The organism is Polymorphospora rubra, assembly GCF_018324255.1.
Classification (GTDB): Bacteria; Actinomycetota; Actinomycetes; order Mycobacteriales; family Micromonosporaceae; genus Polymorphospora; species Polymorphospora rubra.
Genome location: NZ_AP023359.1, coordinates 1075967 through 1094154, shown reverse-complemented (window position 1 = coordinate 1094154; position 18188 = coordinate 1075967). Strand labels below are relative to the sequence as shown.

Here is an 18188-nt window from a genome sequence, read left to right as displayed (position 1 = left end):
TTCACTTGACGGACCTTCCCGACCCGGCCGGCGGCGCCAGCGTGGCCCCGTCGACGGGTTCACAGGACAGCAATCTCTGGACCTCGCTCCGCCCGGTCGGTTCGAGGAGTGTGGTGAGGACCTCGACGGCCTGCCAGCCCATCTGCCGACGGGGAATCCGGAAGCCGGAGAAGTCGATGTCGGTCGGCGCCGGCCGGGTCGGGTCGCCCAACGCGAGGATGGACAGGTCGCCGGGGATGGCCAGGCCGCGTTCGCGGGCGAGCCCGGCGATGGCCGCCCCGTCGGCGTACTCCTCGACGAAGGCGGCGGTCACCCCGGCGTCCAGCAGCGCGTCGAGCAGGTCGGCGGGGGACCGGTCGACGGTCTGCTCGTAGCGGCCGGTCGCCCCGGCCGCGGCCACCGCGGCGTTGAAGCCGCGGAACCGGTCGGCGTGCGACTCCGGCGCCGGGCGCCGGTCCGGACCGCTCGGGGCGTCACCCTGCCCGACGTACGCCAGCCGGCGGTGCCCGACCCCGACCGCCCGGTGCACGAGGGCGGCCGTGGCGGCCGGATAGTCGGCGCCGACGTACGGCACCGGGCCACCGGCGTCCTCGCGGCGGCCGACGGAGACGAACGGCAGTCCTTCGGCGACCAGCCGGGTCAGCTCGTGGTGGTCGAGCGACCGTCCGAGTAGGACACAGCCGTCGGCGAGCCGGAGCCGGTTGTCCTCGTGGAAGGCCCGGCGCCGGCCGTCGACCACCGGGGCGCTGGTGAGCAGCAGCAGGTCGCAGCCGAGTTGTTCGGCGCACTGCTCGATGCCGACCAGGAACGGGTGGTAGAAGTCGCCGGTGCCGGTCGGGAACACCGGCTCGTAGGTGAAGACGCCGATGATGCGGTTGTGTCGCGCGGCCAGTCGGCGGGCGATCGGGTCGGCGACGTAGCCGGTGCTGCGGATCGCCTGCAGCACACGGTCGCGGGTCTCGGGCGCGATCCGTACGTCGGCGTCGGCCCGGCCGTTCAGCACGAGGGACACCGTCGCCTGGCTCACTCCGGTCATCCGGGCGATGTCCTGCTGCGTCACCCGTCTCCGCGATGCGGTCACGTTCCGTACCCGTCCGTTTCTCTGCTAATACGCATTAGTTACGTCGAGATGAAATCTTGCGGTCCCGGATCGTCGGCCGTCAAGTCCTCGCCGGGAAGTTTTTCTCCGGGAACCCGCCTTGATAATTCGTATTAGCGTCTTGACGCCGCCATCGACGGGCGACGAAACTCAGCCATCACGAGCGGGTCGCAGGATGGACGGCCAGGTCACTGAGGGTGACTGCTGGTCGGTGATGCCGCCTGCCCGCCACCAGGCAAGTCCTTGATCGACGAGCGTCCCCCTCACGATCGGAGGCACCACCATGGACCATCACCCCCGACCCGACGCCGGTCCGGTCGACCCGGACCCGGCCGGCGGCCCCCGCGCCGGCGAGCGGTTCGCGCTCGGCCGCCGGGGTCTGCTGCGGGGTGCCGCGCTGCTCGGCTCCGCCGCCGCGGCCGGTGGCCTCGGCGGGCTGGCCGCGGCCGCCCCCGCCCACGCCGGGCCGGCGGGCTTCCCCAACTACCGCTACGTCCGCGACGCGTTCGCCGGACCGCTGCGCTACAACCCGACCGGCGAGATGATCTTCCCCTGCGTCCGCGGGGTCTACGACAAGATCGGCAACGCGCGGGGCCGGTACTACCTCTACTACGCGCCGCACGACGCGCCCGGCGGAATCTGCCTCGCCTACGCCGACCGGCTGGAGGGGCCGTACACCGAGTATCCGAACAACCCGATCATCGACCGGTTCATGCAGGGCAAGGCCACCGTCAGCCACGTCTCGTCGCCGCACGTGGTCTGGAACGCCCCGACCCGCGAGTTCTACCTCTACTTCCACGGCGAGAACCACACGACCCGGGTCGCCCGGTCCCGTGACGGGATCAACTTCTCGGACATCACCCCGATCCTGAGCACCCGGCTGGTGCCGAACACCACCGAGACCTCGTACGCCCGGGTCTTCGAACACTCCGTGGCCGGCCGGAACAACCGGTACGTCATGCTCTTCATGGGCGCGCACACGATCCGGCCCGGCACCCGGAAGATCTTCTGGGGCTGGTCGCCCAACGGCTGGGACCAGTGGCAGTTCGCGCCCAACCCGCTGGTCTCGCCGGCCGGTGACGGACTGACCGACATCGCCGCGCCCCACCTGCTCAAGCGCAACAACACGACGTACGTCGTCTACCATGGCAACGACGGCCGGATGCGGCTCACCGAGGTCGGCAACAACTTCGACCGCGAGGTGCACCTCGGCGTCTTCCACAGCCCGATCGCGTCGGACAACGGCCGGGTCGCCTCGCCGGCGTTCGGCACCGACGGCGGCGTGTCGTACATGGTCTACGAGGCCGGCCCCCGCCTCGGCGCGCGAATCTGCATAGCCCGCGCCGTCTAGCCCACCGCTCACGGTGATCAGGGACCGCGTCGCGCGTGTCGTCGGCGCGTCGCGGCTCCCGGTCCCTGATCACGCGGATCACCGTGCCGGCCCCGCACCGTTTCCGCACCGGCGGGTCGGGTAAGCGAGTGCCCGCACCCGCTGGTTCCGCGCCGCGCGGACCCGCAGCGGATTGGGGGACGGGATGGCGGACAGCATCGCCAGGTTCTTCGAGGGACTCAACCACCGCGGGCACGAGGCCCGGCTGGAGAAGCTGAACGGCACGGTACGCATCGAGCTGCACGACAACGGCCACTCCGAACACTGGCTGGTGACCGTGAAACTGGGCGAGATCACCGTGACGCGGGAGGACCACGTCGCCGACGCCACCATCTACGCCTCGCCGGAACTGTTCGGGCGGATCGTCCGGGGCGAGGCGAACGCGATCTCGGCACTGCTCCGCGGCGAGATGAGCACCGCCGGTGACCTGCAACTGGTGGTGCGGCTGGAGCGGATCCTGCCCGGCCCGGCGAACGTCGTCGGCCCCCACCGGCTCGCCCACGCCGGGAGGGCCGCGTCGTGACCGAAGAGAACCTGGTACGCATCCTCGACGGCAGCACGTTCGTGGTCAGCGACGGCCGGGGCGACATCGAGGCGACCCCGACCTCGCCGACCGGGTTCTTCGCCCTCGACACCCGGTTCCTGTCCAGATGGGTGCTGACCATCAACGGGCAGCGGCTCGACGCGCTCAGCGCCGACGACCTCCAGTACTTCGAGACCCGGTTCTTTCTTGTGCCGGGCACCGCCACCCACTACGTCGACGCCGCGCTGTCGGTCATCCGGCAACGGATGGTCAACGACGGGTTCGACGAGGAGCTGACCGTACTCAACCACAGCCAGGAACGGCTCGACCTCGACGTACGCATCGACGCCGGCTCCGACTTCGCCGACCTCTTCGAGGTCAAGGACGCGGTGGCCAAGAAGGGCACCTACTACCGGCGGATCGAGGACGGCAAGCTACGGCTCGGGTACGAGCGCGAGCACTTCCGCCGGGAGACCGTGCTGTGGTCCAGCGAACCCGCCGAACTCGACGACGACGGCATGACCTTCCGGATCGGGATACCACCCAACGGCCAGTGGCACACCAGGATCCGGGTGGTCGGCGAGACGGTCGTACCCACCGGGCACGACCTGCGGATGGGGTTGCAGGTCCACGGTGGCGAGAAACGCGCCATGGAGGCCGACCTCGAGCAGTTCGTGGCCCGGGCCCCGACGATCTCCTGCGAGAGCGAGGCGCTGGCCGGCACCTACCGGCGCAGCCTGGTCGACCTCGCCGCGCTGCGGTTCGCGCCGATCTCGATGCCCGGCCAGGCGCTGCCCGCCGCCGGCCTGCCCTGGTTCATGACGATGTTCGGTCGGGACAGCATCCTGACCAGCCTCCAGGCGCTGCCGTTCGTGCCCGAGCTGGCCGCGACCACCCTCAAGGTGCTCGCGATGCTCCAGGGCAGCCGGCTCGACGACTTCCGCGACGAGGACCCGGGCCGCATCCTGCACGAGTTCCGGTACGGCGAGAGCGCCGCGTTCGAGGAGCAGCCGCACTCCCCGTACTACGGCTCGGTCGACGCCACGCCCCTGTTCGTGGTGCTGCTCGACGAGTACGAGCGCTGGTCCGGCGACGCCGACCTGGTCCGGTCACTGGAGTCCGAGACACGGGCCGCGATCGCCTGGATCGACGACTACGCCGATCTGGTCGGCAACGGCTACATCTGGTATCAGCGCCGCAACGAGACGACCGGCCTGGAGAACCAGTGCTGGAAGGACTCCTGGGACTCACTGTCCTATCGCGACGGCACGCTGCCCGGCTACCCGCGGGCCACCTGCGAACTACAGGGGTACGCGTACGACGCGAAGCTGCGCGCCGCCCGGCTGGCCCGGCTCTTCTGGAACGATCCCGGCTACGCCGACCGGCTGGAACGGCAGGCGATGGAGCTCAAGGAACGGTTCCACGAGGACTTCTGGGTGGCTGACGGGGAGTACTACGCGCTCGCCCTGGACGCCGACGGCCGGCAGGTGGACACCCTGACCTCCAACATCGGGCACCTGCTGTGGAGCGGGATCGTCGACGAGGCGTACGCGCCGAGGCTCGCCGAACATCTGCTCGGGCCGCGGCTGTTCAACGGCTGGGGGGTGCGGACCATGGCCGAGGGGGAGGTCCGCTACAACCCGATCGGCTACCACACCGGCACGATCTGGCCGTTCGACAACTCGTTCATCGCCTGGGGGCTGCGCCGGTACGGCTTCAGCGAGGAGGCGGCCACGATCGCCGAGGGGATCATCGACGCGGCGCAGTTCTTCGCCGGCCGGCTGCCGGAGGCGTTCGGCGGGTACGCCCGTTCGCTCACCCGGTATCCGGTGGTCTATCCCACGGCGTGCAGCCCGCAGGCGTGGTCGACGGGAACGCCGATGCTGTTGCTGCGTACGATGCTCGGCCTGGAGCCGCACGAGGGGCATCTCGCGGTCGACCCGGCGCTGCCGACCGGCATGGGGCGGCTCGAACTGCTCGACATCCCCGGGCGCTGGGGGCACGTCGACGCCTTCGGCCGGGGCCGGATCGACGTGACGGACCGCCGCCCGCTGCGCGAGACACACGGCGGCGTCGCGTAACCACCCCGCGATCTTGCGCTTGTCTCCTCCTTTTGTCCGTTACGGGGGCGACAAGTGCAAGATCGCGGGGCGGTGGGTGTCACTTCAGGCGCTCGGCCACCGCGTCGGGCAACGGGGTCGTGGGGCGGGCGATGAGGCGGCTCAGGTCGCCGCTGTCGGTGTGCAGGTCGCCCCAGGCCAGGCCGGCGTCGCTGTCCGCGAGCATCCGCGCCACCGGCTCCGGCAGGCCGAAGCCGGCCAGCGTGCGGGCGTACTCGTCGACGGGCAGGTCGCGGTAGGTGACCTCGGTGCCGCTCTGCCGGGTGACCTCGGCGGCCAACTCGGCCAGCGTGAACGCGTCGTCGCCGCCGAGTTCGTAGACCTTTCCGGTGTGCCCGTCGCCGGTGAGCACGGCGACCGCGGCGGCGGCGAAGTCGGCCCGGGTGGCGGCGGAGAGCCGGCCCTCGCCGGCCGCGCCGAGGAGCACGCCCTGCGCCACGGCACCGGCGAGGTCGTAGTTCTCCAGGTACCAGCCGTTGCGCAGCAGGACGTACGGCAGTCCGGAGGCCCGGACCAGGTCCTCGGTGGCCTTGTGCTCGGGGCCGAGCGGCACGGTGGTGGTGTCGGCGCCGAGGATGCTCGTGTACGCCAGCAGCGACACCCCGGCCGACCTGGCCGCCTCGACGACGTTGCCGTGCTGGCGCAGCCGCTGGCCGAGTTCGTTGCCGGAGACCAGCAGCAGCCGGTCGGTGCCGGCGAGGGCGGTGGCCAGGGTTTCCGGCCGGTCGTAGTCGGCCTCGCGGACCTGTACGCCGCGGGCGGCGAGGTCGGCGGCCTTCTCCGGGCTGCGTACGGCGGCGACGATCCCGGCGGCCGGCACGCCGCGGTCGAGCAGCTGTTCGACGACGAGGCGGCCGAGGTGGCCGGTCGCTCCGGTAACGGTGATCATGTGGAGTTCTCCCCGATGGACGGCGGGCTCGGCGGGATCGCGGAGCGCTTCCCGAACGATTGCACTAACTTTTCGAAAGTGCAAACCCGGAGAGTATCGTCGTGGTCATGAGCAGCCCACTTCCCACGGCCGCCTCGCTCGACCCGGACGACGCGCTGATCTGCGACGTCTTTGCCCGCGCCTGCCCGTCCCGGGCCATCATGGAGAACATCGTCGGGAAGTGGGGTGTGCTCGCGCTCGCGGCGCTGCTCGAAGGCACCTACCGCTTCAACGCCCTGCGTCGACGGGTCGACGGGGTGAGCGAGAAGATGCTGGCCCAGACGCTGCAGAATCTCGAACGTGACGGGCTCGTGCACCGCGAGGTGCAGGCGACCATCCCGGCCCGGGTCGAATACAGCCTGACGCCGGCCGGGACACGGATCGCGACCCAGTTGGTCAACCTGCTCGAGGTGATCGAGGCCGAGGCGCCGGCGATGATCGCGGCCCGCGCCGGCCAGGAACCGGCAGGCTGAGTCGCGGTACGCGGCTGAGAAGGGCAGGCTGAGTCGCGGGTACGCGGCTGAGAAGGGCAGGCTGAGTCGCGGGTACGCGTCCCCGCCGGTCAACGGACGAAGCCGGCCGGTGGCGACCGCCTGATCGGTCACCACCGGCCGGGGCTCAGTGGGTGAGGTACGTCCTGTGTAACTCGGCCAGGACCTGTGTGCGATCCCGGTCGCCGGCCTCGGCGAGCTGGTCGAGCAGCAGCCCGGCGAGTGCGGAGAGGCCGACCAGCAGTTCGGCGACGGCCCGGCCCGGTTCCGCCCCGGTCAGCGACTCGCCGACCACCCGGTGCAGGGCCTCCCAGTAGAGCGACGGGTCCGCATCCGAGGTGACGTATGCCGTGGTCAGCTCCAAGGCGGGGGGCAGGAGCGCCGCGACGAGCTCGTCGGGGGTGGCCGGGGTCATCAGCCCGCCGGACGGGTGGCGGCGACGGCCGCCGCGTACCGGGCGGTCACGTCGGGCCAGTTGACGACCTCCCACATGGCCTTGACGAAGTCCGGGCGCACGTTGCGGTATTGCAGGTAGTAGGCGTGCTCCCAGGCGTCGAAGGCGAGCAGCGGCACCGAGCCGATGCCCACGTTGCCGTGGTGGTCGTAGACCTGCTCGACGATCAGCCGCTTGCCGAGCGGCTCGTACGACAGCACGCCCCAGCCCGATCCCTGCACGGCGGTGGTGGCGGCCGAGAGTTGCCCGTGGAACGCCTCGAACGACCCGAAGTGCTCGGTGATCGCGTCGGCCAGCTCGCCGTCGGGGCGGTCACCGCCGTCCGGTGACATGTTCTGCCAGTACAGCGTGTGCAGGACGTGCCCGGAGACGTTGAACGCCAGCGTCTTCTCCAGCCCGACGATGCTCGAGAAGTCGCCCTTGTCGCGGGCCTCGGCGATCCGGTCGACCGTGTCGTTGGCGGCCTTGACGTAGGTGGCGTGGTGCTTGTCGTGGTGCAGCTCCAGGATCTGGCCGTTGATGTGCGGCTCGAGCGCGGCGTAGTCGTAGGGCAGGTCCGGCAGCGTGTACGTGCTCACGGAAGCGGTCTCCTCGTCGGCGGGACTGGTGCCAGTCTCTAGTAATTGCCAACTATAGGCAACAAGGATGCGTCCGGATGTGCGAACGTGGGCGCCTCCCGGGTTCGGGAGGCGCCCACGTTTCGGGGTCTTACTTGGTGGTGTCGGTGATGATGTCGGCGGCCATCTTCTCCCACTGGGCGTAGTGGTCGGGGTAGGCCGAGACCTGGACGGTCTGCGCGGCGACGGTCAGTGGCATGTCCTCCCAGCCGTCGACCTGGGCCAGGCCCTTGTAGAACGCCTTGGCGGAGTAGTCGGGGTCGGTGATCTGCTCCACGGTGCCCCAGCCACTGGAGGGTCGCTGCTGGAACAGGCCCTGGGAGTCGTGGTCGTTACGGTCGCCGAGGTGGCCGAGGTTCTCCAGCTTCGACTCCTGCAGGGCGGTGGCGATCGCGATCGTCCAGGCGCGTGGCGGCAGGTTCATGTCCTTGCCCGCGTCGATGATCTTGCGGGCGTTGTCGAGCTGCTCCGCGTTCGGGGTGAAGCTCGACTGGTTGTCCGGGACACCGGCCGGCATCAACTGCTCGACCGTCGGCGCGCCCGGGGTGTCGGCGGTCTGGGCGATGGTCTGCGCGACCGCGACCGTCTGCGTGGGGGTGGGTTCGGCGGCCAGGGCGGCGCTGGTCGGGCCGGCCAGGCCGGCGGTCAGCGCGATACCGGCGGTGGCCAGCAGAGCCTTACGGGTGTACGTGGCGAACATGTTCATGATGGGGGTGTCCTTTGTTCGAGGGGGGTTGGAGGCCAGCCGGACGGGGGGTTGTCCGACGGCCGCCCACACGCATGCCTCTCACGCGGGGCAAAACAAGAGCGGGGGACGCGGCGCGGGGGGTGCTGCTCACGTCCGGACCGGGTGTAACGCACCCGCACCCCGGACCATTCCGACCCGCCGACATCCGGCTGGACCGGCGCCGGGCACGGTGCTACCTCGGCCGCGGCCATGTGTAACGACCCGGGCCGGCCGGCCATTCCGCCGATCGACCGCCCGACGAACGTCACCATCTGCAGCGAATGCCTAGAATGTCCGGATCGGTCGTGGTGCACATCAGGGGGTATTCGTCGCGACACGTCGTCGATCTGGGCGTCAGGGACCCTATCCAGCGCCGATAGGGTCCCTGACGCCCAGATCAACTCCTTCTCGGCGGGCGTCGGCGGTGACGGAGCGGCCCCGTCAGCGGGGAGAGCGCGTGAATCGGCGCGCGGTATGTCCCCGGTCCGGGCATTCTGGGTAGGTGACCAGTCGGCCCGGAGATGCGCGCACCGACCTCGAACGCAAGGTCACCGAACGTCACGGCGAGCCGGACGGGCTCGACGGGCTGCACCTGGTCGAGGTGCCACTCGTGCCGGAGATCCGGCTGCACCTGGCCGAGGACGCCATCGTGTGGTGGGCACGGATGGAGGCCGAGGCAGGTCACAGCCTGGCGGCGCCGTACTGGGCGTCGGCCTGGGCGGGCGGGCAGGCGGTCGCGAGGTATGTGCTGGATAATCCGGAAACGGCGGCGGGTTGTCGCGTACTCGATCTGGCCTCGGGATCCGGTCTGGTCGCCATCGCGGCGGCCCTCGCCGGGGCGAGCGCGGTGACGGCGACCGACATCGACCCGTACGCGGTCGCCGCGATCACCCTCAACGCGGCGGCCAACGGGGTCGCGGTCGACGCGAGCGGGCGTGACGTGCTCGACACCGACGGTGACGGTGCCGACCTGGTGCTCGCCGGTGACGTCTTCTACGACCCGGCGATGGCCGACCGCATGCTGCCCTTCCTCGACCGCGTCGTGGCGCGCGGCGGTCGGGTGCTGGTCGGCGACCCGGGGCGCGGCACCCTGCCGTGGGGCAGCCTGGAGGTCGTGGCGAGCTATCCGGCGCCGACCGAGGCCGCGTTCGCCGACGCCGAGCTGGCCCGGACGTACGTCCTGCGGCTGTCGAGGTCCTGACGGTCAGGCCCGGACCGGGTCCCCGACGCGTACGGTGCCCGGTTCGACGACCGACGCGTACCGCCCGAAACAGGTGGCCCGGCCGTACGTCGCCACCGGCATCCGGTGGTGCCGGGCGAGGGTACGCAGCAGCCCGGGGTCGGCCGGCCCGCCGCCCGGCTGGGCGAGCGACGGTACGACGCAGCGCGGCGTCGGCATCGTCACCGACAGGACCAGGTCGGCGCCGATCCGCAGCCGCTGCCCCGGTTCCGGGTCGTCGTCGAGGGCCAGCACGAGGTTGGGACGGAACCGGCCGGCCGCCACCGGGCCGCCGTGCTGTTCGGCGAGCGCCGCGAGTGCCCCGGTGGTGACCAGGTGGATGGCGCCGAAGTCGAAGAACCGTCCGCCAGGTTCGACGCCGACCGGGGTGGTGGTGTCGGTGCCGGGTTCGGCGTCCGTCATCCACTCCGGGACCAGGCCGGGTTCGTCGGGCCACCACCGGTGCACCCGGGTGCCGGCCGGGGCGGTACGGGTCAGCCGGACCGCCGTCCCCAGCCAGGTCGACAACGCGGCGTTGGCCGTACCGTCGGTCGTGGACGCGGGGGCGGTGCCGGGCATCGTGACGGTGAGGCCGCCGAGGCCCCGCTCCTCGGCGGTGACGTCGAGCAGCCGCCCGAAGCGGCGCGGCTTCTTGGCGCTGACCAGAACGTCGTCGGCGTCGACGCAGGCCCACACCCGGTCGCCGGCGAGCCCGCTCCAGCTGACGTCCACACTAGACAGTGTCTCGGCAGCCGCCGACTTCAGTGGATAGCGGTGCAGGGCCACGAGCTGCCCGCCGCCGTAAAAGAGGGTCACCCGGCCGACGCTAACCGATCGGCGGGATCGAGCCCGGGGGAGTGAAGGCTCGGCGGCCCGGTCCACCGGAGCGGCGACGGGGTGTTGGCCGGCAGCTCGTCGAGCGGCCCGGCGAGCAGGTCGGCGGCGGTCCGTTCGGGGTCGGCGTGCGGGTGGCTCAGAGCGGGCGGTACATGACGTGCAGGCCGACCCGACCGAGGCGCGGATGGGCGAAGGCGCCCGGAACGGTGCCGACCACCTCGAACCCGTGCCGGCGGTAGAGCTCGACCGCCCGGTGGTTCGACTCGGCGACCGCGTTGAACTGCATTCCGGCGTAGCCCCGGGCGCGGGCCCAGTCCAGCGCGTACCGGCACAGCGCGGTGCCCACGCCCCGGCCGCGCGCGTCGGCGGCGACCATGAAACTCGCGGTGGCGACGTGCGAGCCCGGTCCGGGCCGGTTGGTGCCCATCTTCGCGGTGCCGAGCACCCGGTCGCCGTCGACCGCGACGACCGTCAGCCCCGGCGGGGCCTCGATCCAGATCCGGTACGTCTGCTCGGCGGTCATCGCCGGGTCGTAGGTGAAGGTGTCGCCGGCACGGACGACCTCGTCGACGATGGGTCCCACCCGCGCCCAGTCGGCCTCGGCGAATTCCCTGATCAACACGCGGCCGAGGGTAGCCGCGCCGCCGCCTCGACCGCGATCGGTTTCGGCGCCGAACGACCGTCGCATACGGGAAAAGGCCAAGATCCAGCTATCGATTTCGTTACATGTGTAGACCATTCGATGGTGTAGGTCGCGATGCCGCAGGCGGTCTGGGCTGCGGCTACGGCCCGCTGGGGCGTATGTCCGATCTGGACCGACTGGTGGCGATGATGGCGGTAACGATGTTCACCGAGCATGTTGACGGTCGTAACATTCGATCTTTTTTCGTGAACGGAGCTCTGTTACGGTCAGCTCTCAATCGACGCCGATGAGCGTCATGGGTCCGGGCGTCCGCGCCCGCGAGGGAAGGTGTGCGCTCATGCTGAGCTTCTCCGGTCAGGTGGGTACGACAGCTTCGGGTGGTCTGACCGTGACGGTCGCCCCTGGCGCCTCCACGACGTGCGGCGGCGGCAACTGCTGCTGCACGAGCTGCTGCTCCTGGTAGTTCGGAGCCGCGGCTCCTGTTCCATCCCACGTAGGTAACCGTCCAGAAGGGAGATCCGTCCATGCTGAGCTTCTCCGGCCAGGTGTCGACCACGGCCACCGGCGGTCTGACCGTCACGGTCGCCCCCGGCGCCTCCACGACCTGTGGTGGCGGCAACTGCTGCTGCTCCAGCTGCTGCTCCTGGTAGCACCACACCGCACGTGATTCGGTGGCGGCGCCCCGCGACGCCACCGTTTCCCTTGGAAAGGCCCGGAGAACCACATGCCGTACGAGAGATCCAAAGAGGAAGTCGAAGAGGCGCTGTCCCGGCACGGCTACCTGCGCCAGACCGGCTCGTTCGCGATGCAGCACACCATTGTCTCCCTCTACTCCTCCTCGACCGTCGTCAGCCCGCCCGACGTGGTGGTCCGCGGCCGCTGGGCGGCGTCCGACGACGACTTCGCCGGTGAGCAGCTGCTGCTGAACTACCGCACGGACAACGCCCGCCTCGGCTTCCAGCTCGGCATCGGCCGGTTCTACGAGCCGGACGCGATCCTGACCTCGTGCCACGCCGACCTCGAAGAGGACCTGCGGGAGTCGATCGCGCTGCCGAAGCCGAAGACGCTCAAGACGGGGCTGACCGCGGCGGTCACCATGCGTCGCAGCACCCGGGAGTTCAGCGGAAAGCCGGTCAGCCTGGCCGACCTGTCGACCATGCTGTTCCACTGCCAGGGCAACTCCGGCGAACTGCCGTACGGCAACCCGGCCGACCCGCACGGCGTGATCAAGCTGCGCAACGCGCCCTCCGGCGGCGGCCTCTACCCGGTGTCGCTCTTCGTGCACGTCTTCAACGTGAGCGGGCTGACGGCCGGGGTCTACGAGTACCAGCCGTACGCGCACGCGCTGTCCCCGGTGGCGGACGAGAGCGCGAACGAGATCCTGTCCTCACCGGACCTGGACGTAAAGAAGTCCGGATTTGTGCTGACCTTCGCCTACAACCTCTACCACAACTCCCGTAAATACGGTGACGGCGGTGTGGTGTTCGGGCTCATCGAGGTCGGCGCGATCCTGCAGAACCTGCACCTCGCCCGGACCGCGCTCGCCCTGGCCGGCAGCGACCAGGGCAGTTACGACAAGCAGACCATCGAACAGGCGTTGGGGCTGGACGGGCACACCCGCCACGTCGTCCACCTCACCGTAGTCGGACAGGGGGAGTAGACCGGTGTCGTATGTGCTGGCCAGCACCGCACGGCTGATCGAGGACGGCACCGGGCGGATGCGTATCCGAACCGGCGTCTGGAACTTCGAGGAGGCCGTCATCGACGTGAGCGCCGAGTCGCCGGCCGTGGCCCGATCCGTACGCGGGGCACTGCGGGCGCTGGGCACCGGCCCGGTGGACGTGGCCGACCACCTCGACCCGGAACTGCTGCCGATCGAACGGGCCAACATCGAGCGCCTCTTCGCCGATCTCGCCCAGGCCGGGATGCTGGTCGACGCGGACCAGGGCGCGATCCAGGACGCGATCACCGCCGCGCTGCTCGGCCGGCTCGTCTCGCCGTACCCGACCGGGGGTGAGGCCCCGGAGGGCGAGGTGCTGTTCCTGACCGACTGCGGCGCGTCGGCCACCCAGGCCCGGCAGTTGGCCGAGGGGATGCGGCTGCGGCTGACCGTCGCCGACGCCGACCTGCTCGACCGGCTCGGTACCGCCGACCTGACCTCGCGGATCGACGGCCTGGCCACCGAGCGCGGCATCGCCGACCTGCGGCCCGCCGTCACCGCGGCGGCCGCCGTGGTGACCTGCTTCCAGCGTCCGTCGCTGCCGCTGCTGCGCAACCTCAACCGGCTGCTCGAATACACCGACGTGCCGTGGGTCAGCGCGTTCATCGACGGGCCGTTCGTCTCCGTCGTCGGCGTCAAGTCGCCGCACACCGGCTGCTTCGAGTGCTTCGAGCAGCGGTCCCTGGCCCGGCTCGAAGACCACGTCACCTACCACGACTTCGCCCGGTCGCCGATCGGCGCCGCGGTCGAACGGCCGACCGATGCGCCGATGATGAGCATGCTGACCGTGATGGCGCTGACCGAGGGCTACCTGCACGCCGCCGTCGGCTCTTCGCGGTTCTCCGGGCGGGCGCTGAGCATCCACCTGCCGACCTGGGAGATCCAGGCACAGGACCTGCTGCGGATGCCGAACTGCCCGGCCTGCGGCAAGGTCTCCCGGCAGCGACTCAAGGAAATCAACTTCAACAGCCGGGCGGCCGTCGACCGGATCGTCGCCGAGGTGCTGCGGTGACCGGCCTGACGCACTACCCGCCGATGCCGCACCTGCTGCGGCGCTACCGGCACCTGGGCGGCAACCAGACCGGCATCATGCCCGGCTTCCTGGTCTCGGTCGCCGACATCCCCGGCGAACCGCAGATGCGGGCGATGACGGCCACCATGCCGCACTACCACCGGTCGATCATGAACGACCCGCACCTCCAGGTGCAGTACCACCTCAGCGGGTACGGGCTCTACAACGAGGAAGCCTTCATCAAGATGATGGGGGAGAGCGTCGAGCGGTACGGCGCGATGACCGCCATCCGCATGTTCGACCAGGACTTCCGCTACGCCACCCGGCGCGAACTGAGCCAGGAGGGGGCGTGCATGCCCCTGGACCTGCTCGGCATCCTCGACCCGGCCCAGCAGGAGGCGCTGAGCAAGCGGCTGCACCGCTACACCGGCCGCCCGCCGACCGAGGACGACAAGATCGCCTGGGTACGCTGCCCGTCGCTGGTCCGCCCCGGCGAGGACGTCTGGGTCCCCGCCCAACTGTTCTTCCTCGGCTTCACCACAAGCCCGGAACACGAAGACCTGCTCTTCACCCCGTCGTTCTCCACCGGGACCGCCGCCCACGTCAGCCTCGACAAGGCGCTGCGCAACGCGCTCATCGAGGCCGTACAGATCGATTCGTTCATCCTGAACTGGTACACGCCGACCCCCGCCCCGTCGGTGGTCGTCGACGACCCGGACGTCCACCGGGTGCTGGACACCATGAAGCTCGGCGCCGACTCGGAATACCGGATCAAGGCCGGCTACCTGACCCGGCCCGAACTGCCGCTGCCGACCATCGGGGTCTTCCTCGACCGCAAGACCGACGCGCTGCCGCTGATCAGCTTCGGCGTACAGGGTGACGGCGACCCGCGGTCGGCGATGCTGCGCGGCACGATGGAGAGCGCCGCGATCACCGGCCTCGGCATGTACTCGGCCCTCTTCGACACCACCTCGGTGCACGCGGCCGTCAACACCTCGCCCTACCTCGACCTGGACACCAACGTCCTGTTCTACGCCAGCCCGCAGGACGCCCGGCGCAAGCGGGAGATCATCGCCCAGCGGTTCACCGGCGCCTCGGTGAAACTCAGCGAGATCCCGGCCCTCGGTGACCACGAGGAGACCCTGACCGCGCTGATCAGGATGGTCGGCGGGGTCAGCGAATGGGCCTGCTACCTCGACATCACACCCCCGGAACTGGCCGAGACCAACTGGAAGGTGGTCCGGGTCCTCATCCCGGAACTGCTCAGCATGTGCCTGCCCGGGATGCCGCCGAAGGCCCACCCGCGCATGCTCAGCTACGGCGGAGTGACCAATGAGCACCCCCATCCTCTCCCTTAGCCTGCTGGTGCTGGTCAGTGTGGCGTTCCCCGGTCAGGCGTTCCGGCTGCTCCTGACCGGGGCCGGCGGGCCGCCGCGGCCGGGCGCCGTCCCGGCCGCCGCCCGCCGGTTCCCGCCCGAGGTCGGCTTCGCCGTCGCGCTGCTCGCCGTCGCCGCCCTCGCGGTGGCGGTGGCTCCGGCCGGCCTGGTCGTCCTCACCACCGGCAACCCCCTCTGGTACGTCGTCGCGGTCGTGCTCGGCCTGGCCGCCCCGTTCCTGGAATACCTGCTCGGTGCCGGGGTGCTGCTGGCCCGGCGGCAGCGGGTCGGCGGCATCGGGGTGCACGAGCGGGTCGGGCTCGGCCCGCTGCGGGTGCTGGCCGCCCTCGGCATCGCCGTCGCCGAGGAGATCCTCTTCCGCAGCGTCGCCCTCGGCCTGCTGCTGGACCCGTTCGGCCTGCTCAGCCCGCTCGCGATCGGCCTGACCGCGCTCGTCTACGGCCTCAACCACCTCTACTACGGCTGGCTGACCGTGGCCCAGAAGACCCTCACCGGACTCTGGCTCGGCGCGCTTTTTGTCCTGAGTGGACATAGTCTGCTCGTACCCCTGATCGCCCACGTCGTACAGAACCTGGTGGTGCTCGTGCTGCTGCCACGCTGGAACCGCCCGTGACCGGGCAGGTCTGGCTGTTCGCCGGGCTGTCGGTCGTCGTGACCGCGGCCTGGCTGGCGCTCTACCGGCTGCCGTTCGCCGACCCGCGCCGCCGGCAGCAGATCCGGCTCGCGGTCGCCTCCCGCACCAGCCTGCCCGCGAAGTACGTCTTCCCGATCCTGGGCACCGTCATCTACCTCGCCCTCGGCCTGCTCGCCGCGGCGGTGCTGGCCTGGCTCGGCGACGTCGACGTGGTGGGCGTACTGAGCTGGGACGTCGGCTGGGCGGGCATCGGGCGTACCCTGCTCGCGGTCGTCGGGGCGAGCGCGCTCACCTCGTTCGCCATGTCGCTGCTCTACGCCTTCGCGCCGCGCGTCGACGTACCGGGAGCGGTCTCCGGGGTGCGCTGGGTGCAGGAGATCCTGGTCCTGCCCCGCCGCTGGCGGTGGAGCGTACCGATGATCAGCGCGGCCGTCGAGGAGTTCGTCTTCCGCGGCGTGCTGCTCGCCGGGCTGCTCGTCGCCGGTGCCCCGGCCTGGCTCGCGGTCGTGGTGAGCGGCCTGATCTTCACCACCGCCCAGGTGCTGCTGACCGAGCAGCGGCTCCAGGCGTTCGTGCTCGCCGTGTCCAGCGTCGTGCTGTCGCTGGTGTGCGGGCTGCTGACCATCGTGGAGGCGAGCGTGCTGCCGGCTCTGCTCGTGCACGCCTCGTTCGCGGGGTACTACACCAACACCAGCGCCCAGCGGGCCACCGTCCCGGCCGGCCCGCCACAGATGAGGAGGCCCGGGTGATCGAGGCCAAAGGCGTCACCGTCCGCTACGGCGAGGTGGTGGCGGTCGATCGGGTCGACCTGACCGTCGACAAAGGAGAAATCGTCGGGGTGATCGGCCCCAACGGCGCGGGCAAGACCACCCTGCTCGAATGCCTCGAAGGGCTGCGCCGCCCCGACGCCGGCGAGATCCGGGTCGGCGGAATCGACCCGCGCGTCGACCGCGACCGGATGGCCCGGATCGCCGGTGTGCAGCTCCAGCACTCCGCCTACCCGCCCCGGGCGTCGGTCGACGACGTGTGTCGCCTGTTCGCCGGCTTCTACCCCGATGGGGCCGGCTATCCCGAACTGCTCGAACAGTTCGGTCTGACCGGCCACCGCAAGAAGCAGGTCGCCAAGCTCTCCGGCGGCCAGCAGCAGCGGCTGTCGCTCGCGCTGGCCCTGCTCGGCCGCCCCGACGTGGTCTTCCTCGACGAGCTGACCACCGGCCTCGACCCGGCCGCCCGCCGGGTCATCTGGGAGGAGTTGCGGCGGCGCAACAACGACGGACTGACCATCCTGCTCACCTCGCACCACATGGAAGAGATCGAATACCTATGCGACCGGGTCGCCGTCCTGGTCAAGGGCGCTTCGTCGCGACGGGCTCGCCCACCGAACTGGTCCGCGAGCACGCCGGCGGCGGCGACCGGCTGATGCTCGAAGGTGTCGCCGCCGATACCGCCCTGCGCGCCCAACTCACCGCCCTGGCCGGGGTCAGTGTCACCCCGGCCGGCAACCGGCTGCTCGTCCGCGCCGAGGACGCCGGGTCCCGCGAGCGCGTCGACGAGGTGCTCGCCGACCGGGGCATCGCCGCCCGGCCACTGGCCGCCTCGCTGGAAGACGTCTACCTCACCCTGTCGGAAGAGCAGACCCATGTTCACTAACGTGCTCGCGTTCGAGGCCAAGCGCATGCTGCGCAACTTCCCGCCGCTCTTCTTCGGCCTGGCCTTCCCGGTCATGGTGCTGGCCATCTTCGGCGGCATCTACGGCAACGACCCCAGCGAGCAGTTCGACGGGCTCGGCACCGTCGACGTCTCGGTGCCGGCGTACGTCGGGCTCGTCGTCGCGGTTGCCGGGCTGATGAGCTTCCCGCTCGGCATGGTGGAGTACCGCTCGCGCGGCTTCCTGCGCCGGCTGCGCGCCACCCCGGCCCGGCCCGGCCAGTTCCTGACCGCCCAGGTGCTGATCAACGTCGCGATCTGCGCCGGCGGCACGATCCTGCTCATCGTCGTCGGCATGCTCGCGTACGGGCTCAACCCGCCCGCCCACCTGGCCGCGTTCGTCGGGATCGCGCTGCTGGCGGCGGCCGCCATGTTCGGCATCGGCATGGTCATCGCCTCCCTCGCCCCAGCGAGCAGACCGCGATCGTCATCGCCAACATCGTCTACTTCCCGATGATCTTCCTGACCGGGGCCACCGTGCCGCTGGAGATCATGCCGGACGGGATGCAGCGGATCGCCGACGCGCTGCCGCTGACGTACGCGATCGACGCGCTGAAGTGGGCCTGGCTCGACCGGGGCGGCGACTCCCTCGGCCTGGGCATCGGCGTGCTCGCCGGCACCCTGGCCGTCTGCGCGGCGGTGTCGGCCTGGCTCTTCCGCTGGGAGTAGA

20 protein-coding genes and 1 pseudogene are annotated in these 18188 nt (G+C 70.7%); 14 read left to right on the top strand and 7 right to left on the bottom strand.

Annotated features, from left to right (window positions below):
* Window position 1 precedes the first annotated feature (1 nt).
* On the bottom strand, window positions 2–1060 hold the full coding sequence (locus Prubr_RS04815; protein WP_246568316.1) for a LacI family DNA-binding transcriptional regulator: 1059 nt from the start codon (window positions 1058–1060) through the stop codon (window positions 2–4).
* A gap of 322 nt (window positions 1061–1382) precedes the next feature.
* Between Prubr_RS04815 and Prubr_RS04810 the strand changes: the two genes are divergently transcribed.
* The 3 genes from Prubr_RS04810 to Prubr_RS04800 all read left to right on the top strand — a co-directional run bounded on the left by Prubr_RS04810 (window position 1383) and on the right by Prubr_RS04800 (window position 5093).
* Complete coding sequence (locus tag Prubr_RS04810) at window positions 1383–2450, top strand: glycoside hydrolase family protein (protein WP_246568314.1); 1068 nt, start codon at window positions 1383–1385, stop codon at window positions 2448–2450.
* 184 nt (window positions 2451–2634) lie between these two features.
* Window positions 2635–3012, top strand: coding sequence for an SCP2 sterol-binding domain-containing protein (locus tag Prubr_RS04805; RefSeq protein WP_212822023.1), 378 nt, complete (start codon window positions 2635–2637; stop codon window positions 3010–3012).
* Window positions 3009–5093 carry an amylo-alpha-1,6-glucosidase gene (locus Prubr_RS04800; protein WP_212822021.1) on the top strand — a complete coding sequence of 695 codons (2085 nt, stop codon included), beginning with the start codon at window positions 3009–3011 and terminating at the stop codon, window positions 5091–5093. Before Prubr_RS04805 ends, Prubr_RS04800 begins: the two co-directional genes overlap by 4 nt.
* 79 nt (window positions 5094–5172) lie before the next feature.
* Here the strand turns inward: Prubr_RS04800 and Prubr_RS04795 are convergent, their stop codons facing one another.
* Window positions 5173–6021: an SDR family oxidoreductase gene (locus Prubr_RS04795; RefSeq protein WP_212822020.1), complete on the bottom strand. Its 849-nt coding sequence runs from the start codon at window positions 6019–6021 to the stop codon at window positions 5173–5175.
* A gap of 107 nt (window positions 6022–6128) precedes the next feature.
* Between Prubr_RS04795 and Prubr_RS04790 the strand changes: the two genes are divergently transcribed.
* Window positions 6129–6533, top strand: a complete 405-nt coding sequence (locus tag Prubr_RS04790) for a winged helix-turn-helix transcriptional regulator (protein WP_212822017.1) — start codon at window positions 6129–6131, stop codon at window positions 6531–6533.
* A gap of 145 nt (window positions 6534–6678) precedes the next feature.
* Here the strand turns inward: Prubr_RS04790 and Prubr_RS04785 are convergent, their stop codons facing one another.
* The 3 genes from Prubr_RS04785 to Prubr_RS04775 all read right to left on the bottom strand — a co-directional run bounded on the left by Prubr_RS04785 (window position 6679) and on the right by Prubr_RS04775 (window position 8328).
* The gene (locus Prubr_RS04785; protein WP_212822015.1) at window positions 6679–6966 is read right to left on the bottom strand and encodes a hypothetical protein; all 288 of its coding nucleotides are present in this window, start codon (window positions 6964–6966) and stop codon (window positions 6679–6681) included.
* On the bottom strand, window positions 6966–7583 hold the full coding sequence (locus Prubr_RS04780) for a superoxide dismutase (protein ID WP_212822013.1): 618 nt from the start codon (window positions 7581–7583) through the stop codon (window positions 6966–6968). The genes Prubr_RS04785 and Prubr_RS04780 overlap by 1 nt, the downstream gene beginning before the upstream one ends.
* 130 nt (window positions 7584–7713) lie before the next feature.
* Window positions 7714–8328, bottom strand: coding sequence for a hypothetical protein (locus tag Prubr_RS04775; RefSeq protein WP_246568312.1), 615 nt, complete (start codon window positions 8326–8328; stop codon window positions 7714–7716).
* Between the two features lie 523 nt (window positions 8329–8851).
* On the opposite strand from Prubr_RS04775, the gene Prubr_RS04770 reads away from it, so the two are divergent.
* Window positions 8852–9550: a class I SAM-dependent methyltransferase gene (locus tag Prubr_RS04770; protein ID WP_425517985.1), complete on the top strand. Its 699-nt coding sequence runs from the start codon at window positions 8852–8854 to the stop codon at window positions 9548–9550.
* A 3-nt stretch (window positions 9551–9553) separates the two neighbouring features.
* Here Prubr_RS04770 and Prubr_RS04765 read toward each other — a convergent pair whose 3' ends face one another.
* Both Prubr_RS04765 and Prubr_RS04760 read right to left on the bottom strand, forming a co-directional pair.
* Complete coding sequence (locus Prubr_RS04765) at window positions 9554–10384, bottom strand: MOSC domain-containing protein (protein WP_212822011.1); 831 nt, start codon at window positions 10382–10384, stop codon at window positions 9554–9556.
* A gap of 157 nt (window positions 10385–10541) precedes the next feature.
* Window positions 10542–11027, bottom strand: a complete 486-nt coding sequence (locus Prubr_RS04760) for a GNAT family N-acetyltransferase (RefSeq protein WP_212822010.1) — start codon at window positions 11025–11027, stop codon at window positions 10542–10544.
* A 545-nt stretch (window positions 11028–11572) separates the two neighbouring features.
* Between Prubr_RS04760 and Prubr_RS37615 the strand changes: the two genes are divergently transcribed.
* From Prubr_RS37615 to Prubr_RS04720, 9 genes and pseudogenes are all read left to right on the top strand, one after another.
* A complete protein-coding gene (locus tag Prubr_RS37615) occupies window positions 11573–11698 on the top strand; it encodes a hypothetical protein (protein ID WP_281425879.1) in 126 nt (41 codons plus the stop codon).
* Window positions 11699–11772: 74 nt separating this feature from the next.
* Window positions 11773–12708 (top strand): SagB/ThcOx family dehydrogenase, encoded by a 936-nt coding sequence (locus Prubr_RS04755; RefSeq protein WP_212822009.1) that lies wholly within the window; start codon window positions 11773–11775, stop codon window positions 12706–12708.
* A gap of 4 nt (window positions 12709–12712) precedes the next feature.
* Complete coding sequence (locus Prubr_RS04750; protein WP_212822008.1) at window positions 12713–13780, top strand: TOMM precursor leader peptide-binding protein; 1068 nt, start codon at window positions 12713–12715, stop codon at window positions 13778–13780.
* Window positions 13777–15138, top strand: coding sequence for a YcaO-like family protein (locus Prubr_RS04745; protein WP_212822007.1), 1362 nt, complete (start codon window positions 13777–13779; stop codon window positions 15136–15138). Before Prubr_RS04750 ends, Prubr_RS04745 begins: the two co-directional genes overlap by 4 nt.
* Complete coding sequence (locus Prubr_RS04740; protein ID WP_212822005.1) at window positions 15113–15790, top strand: CPBP family intramembrane glutamic endopeptidase; 678 nt, start codon at window positions 15113–15115, stop codon at window positions 15788–15790. Before Prubr_RS04745 ends, Prubr_RS04740 begins: the two co-directional genes overlap by 26 nt.
* The gene (locus Prubr_RS04735; RefSeq protein ID WP_212822004.1) at window positions 15787–16560 is read left to right on the top strand and encodes a CPBP family intramembrane glutamic endopeptidase; all 774 of its coding nucleotides are present in this window, start codon (window positions 15787–15789) and stop codon (window positions 16558–16560) included. The genes Prubr_RS04740 and Prubr_RS04735 overlap by 4 nt, the downstream gene beginning before the upstream one ends.
* Window positions 16557–17231, top strand: a complete 675-nt coding sequence (locus tag Prubr_RS04730; protein WP_212822003.1) for an ABC transporter ATP-binding protein — start codon at window positions 16557–16559, stop codon at window positions 17229–17231. The genes Prubr_RS04735 and Prubr_RS04730 overlap by 4 nt, the downstream gene beginning before the upstream one ends.
* Window positions 17231–17461, top strand: coding sequence for a hypothetical protein (locus Prubr_RS04725; RefSeq protein ID WP_212822002.1), 231 nt, complete (start codon window positions 17231–17233; stop codon window positions 17459–17461). Before Prubr_RS04730 ends, Prubr_RS04725 begins: the two co-directional genes overlap by 1 nt.
* A pseudogene (locus Prubr_RS04720) lies at window positions 17451–18187 on the top strand (ABC transporter permease). Before Prubr_RS04725 ends, Prubr_RS04720 begins: the two are co-directional and overlap by 11 nt.
* Window position 18188: the final 1 nt, after the last annotated feature.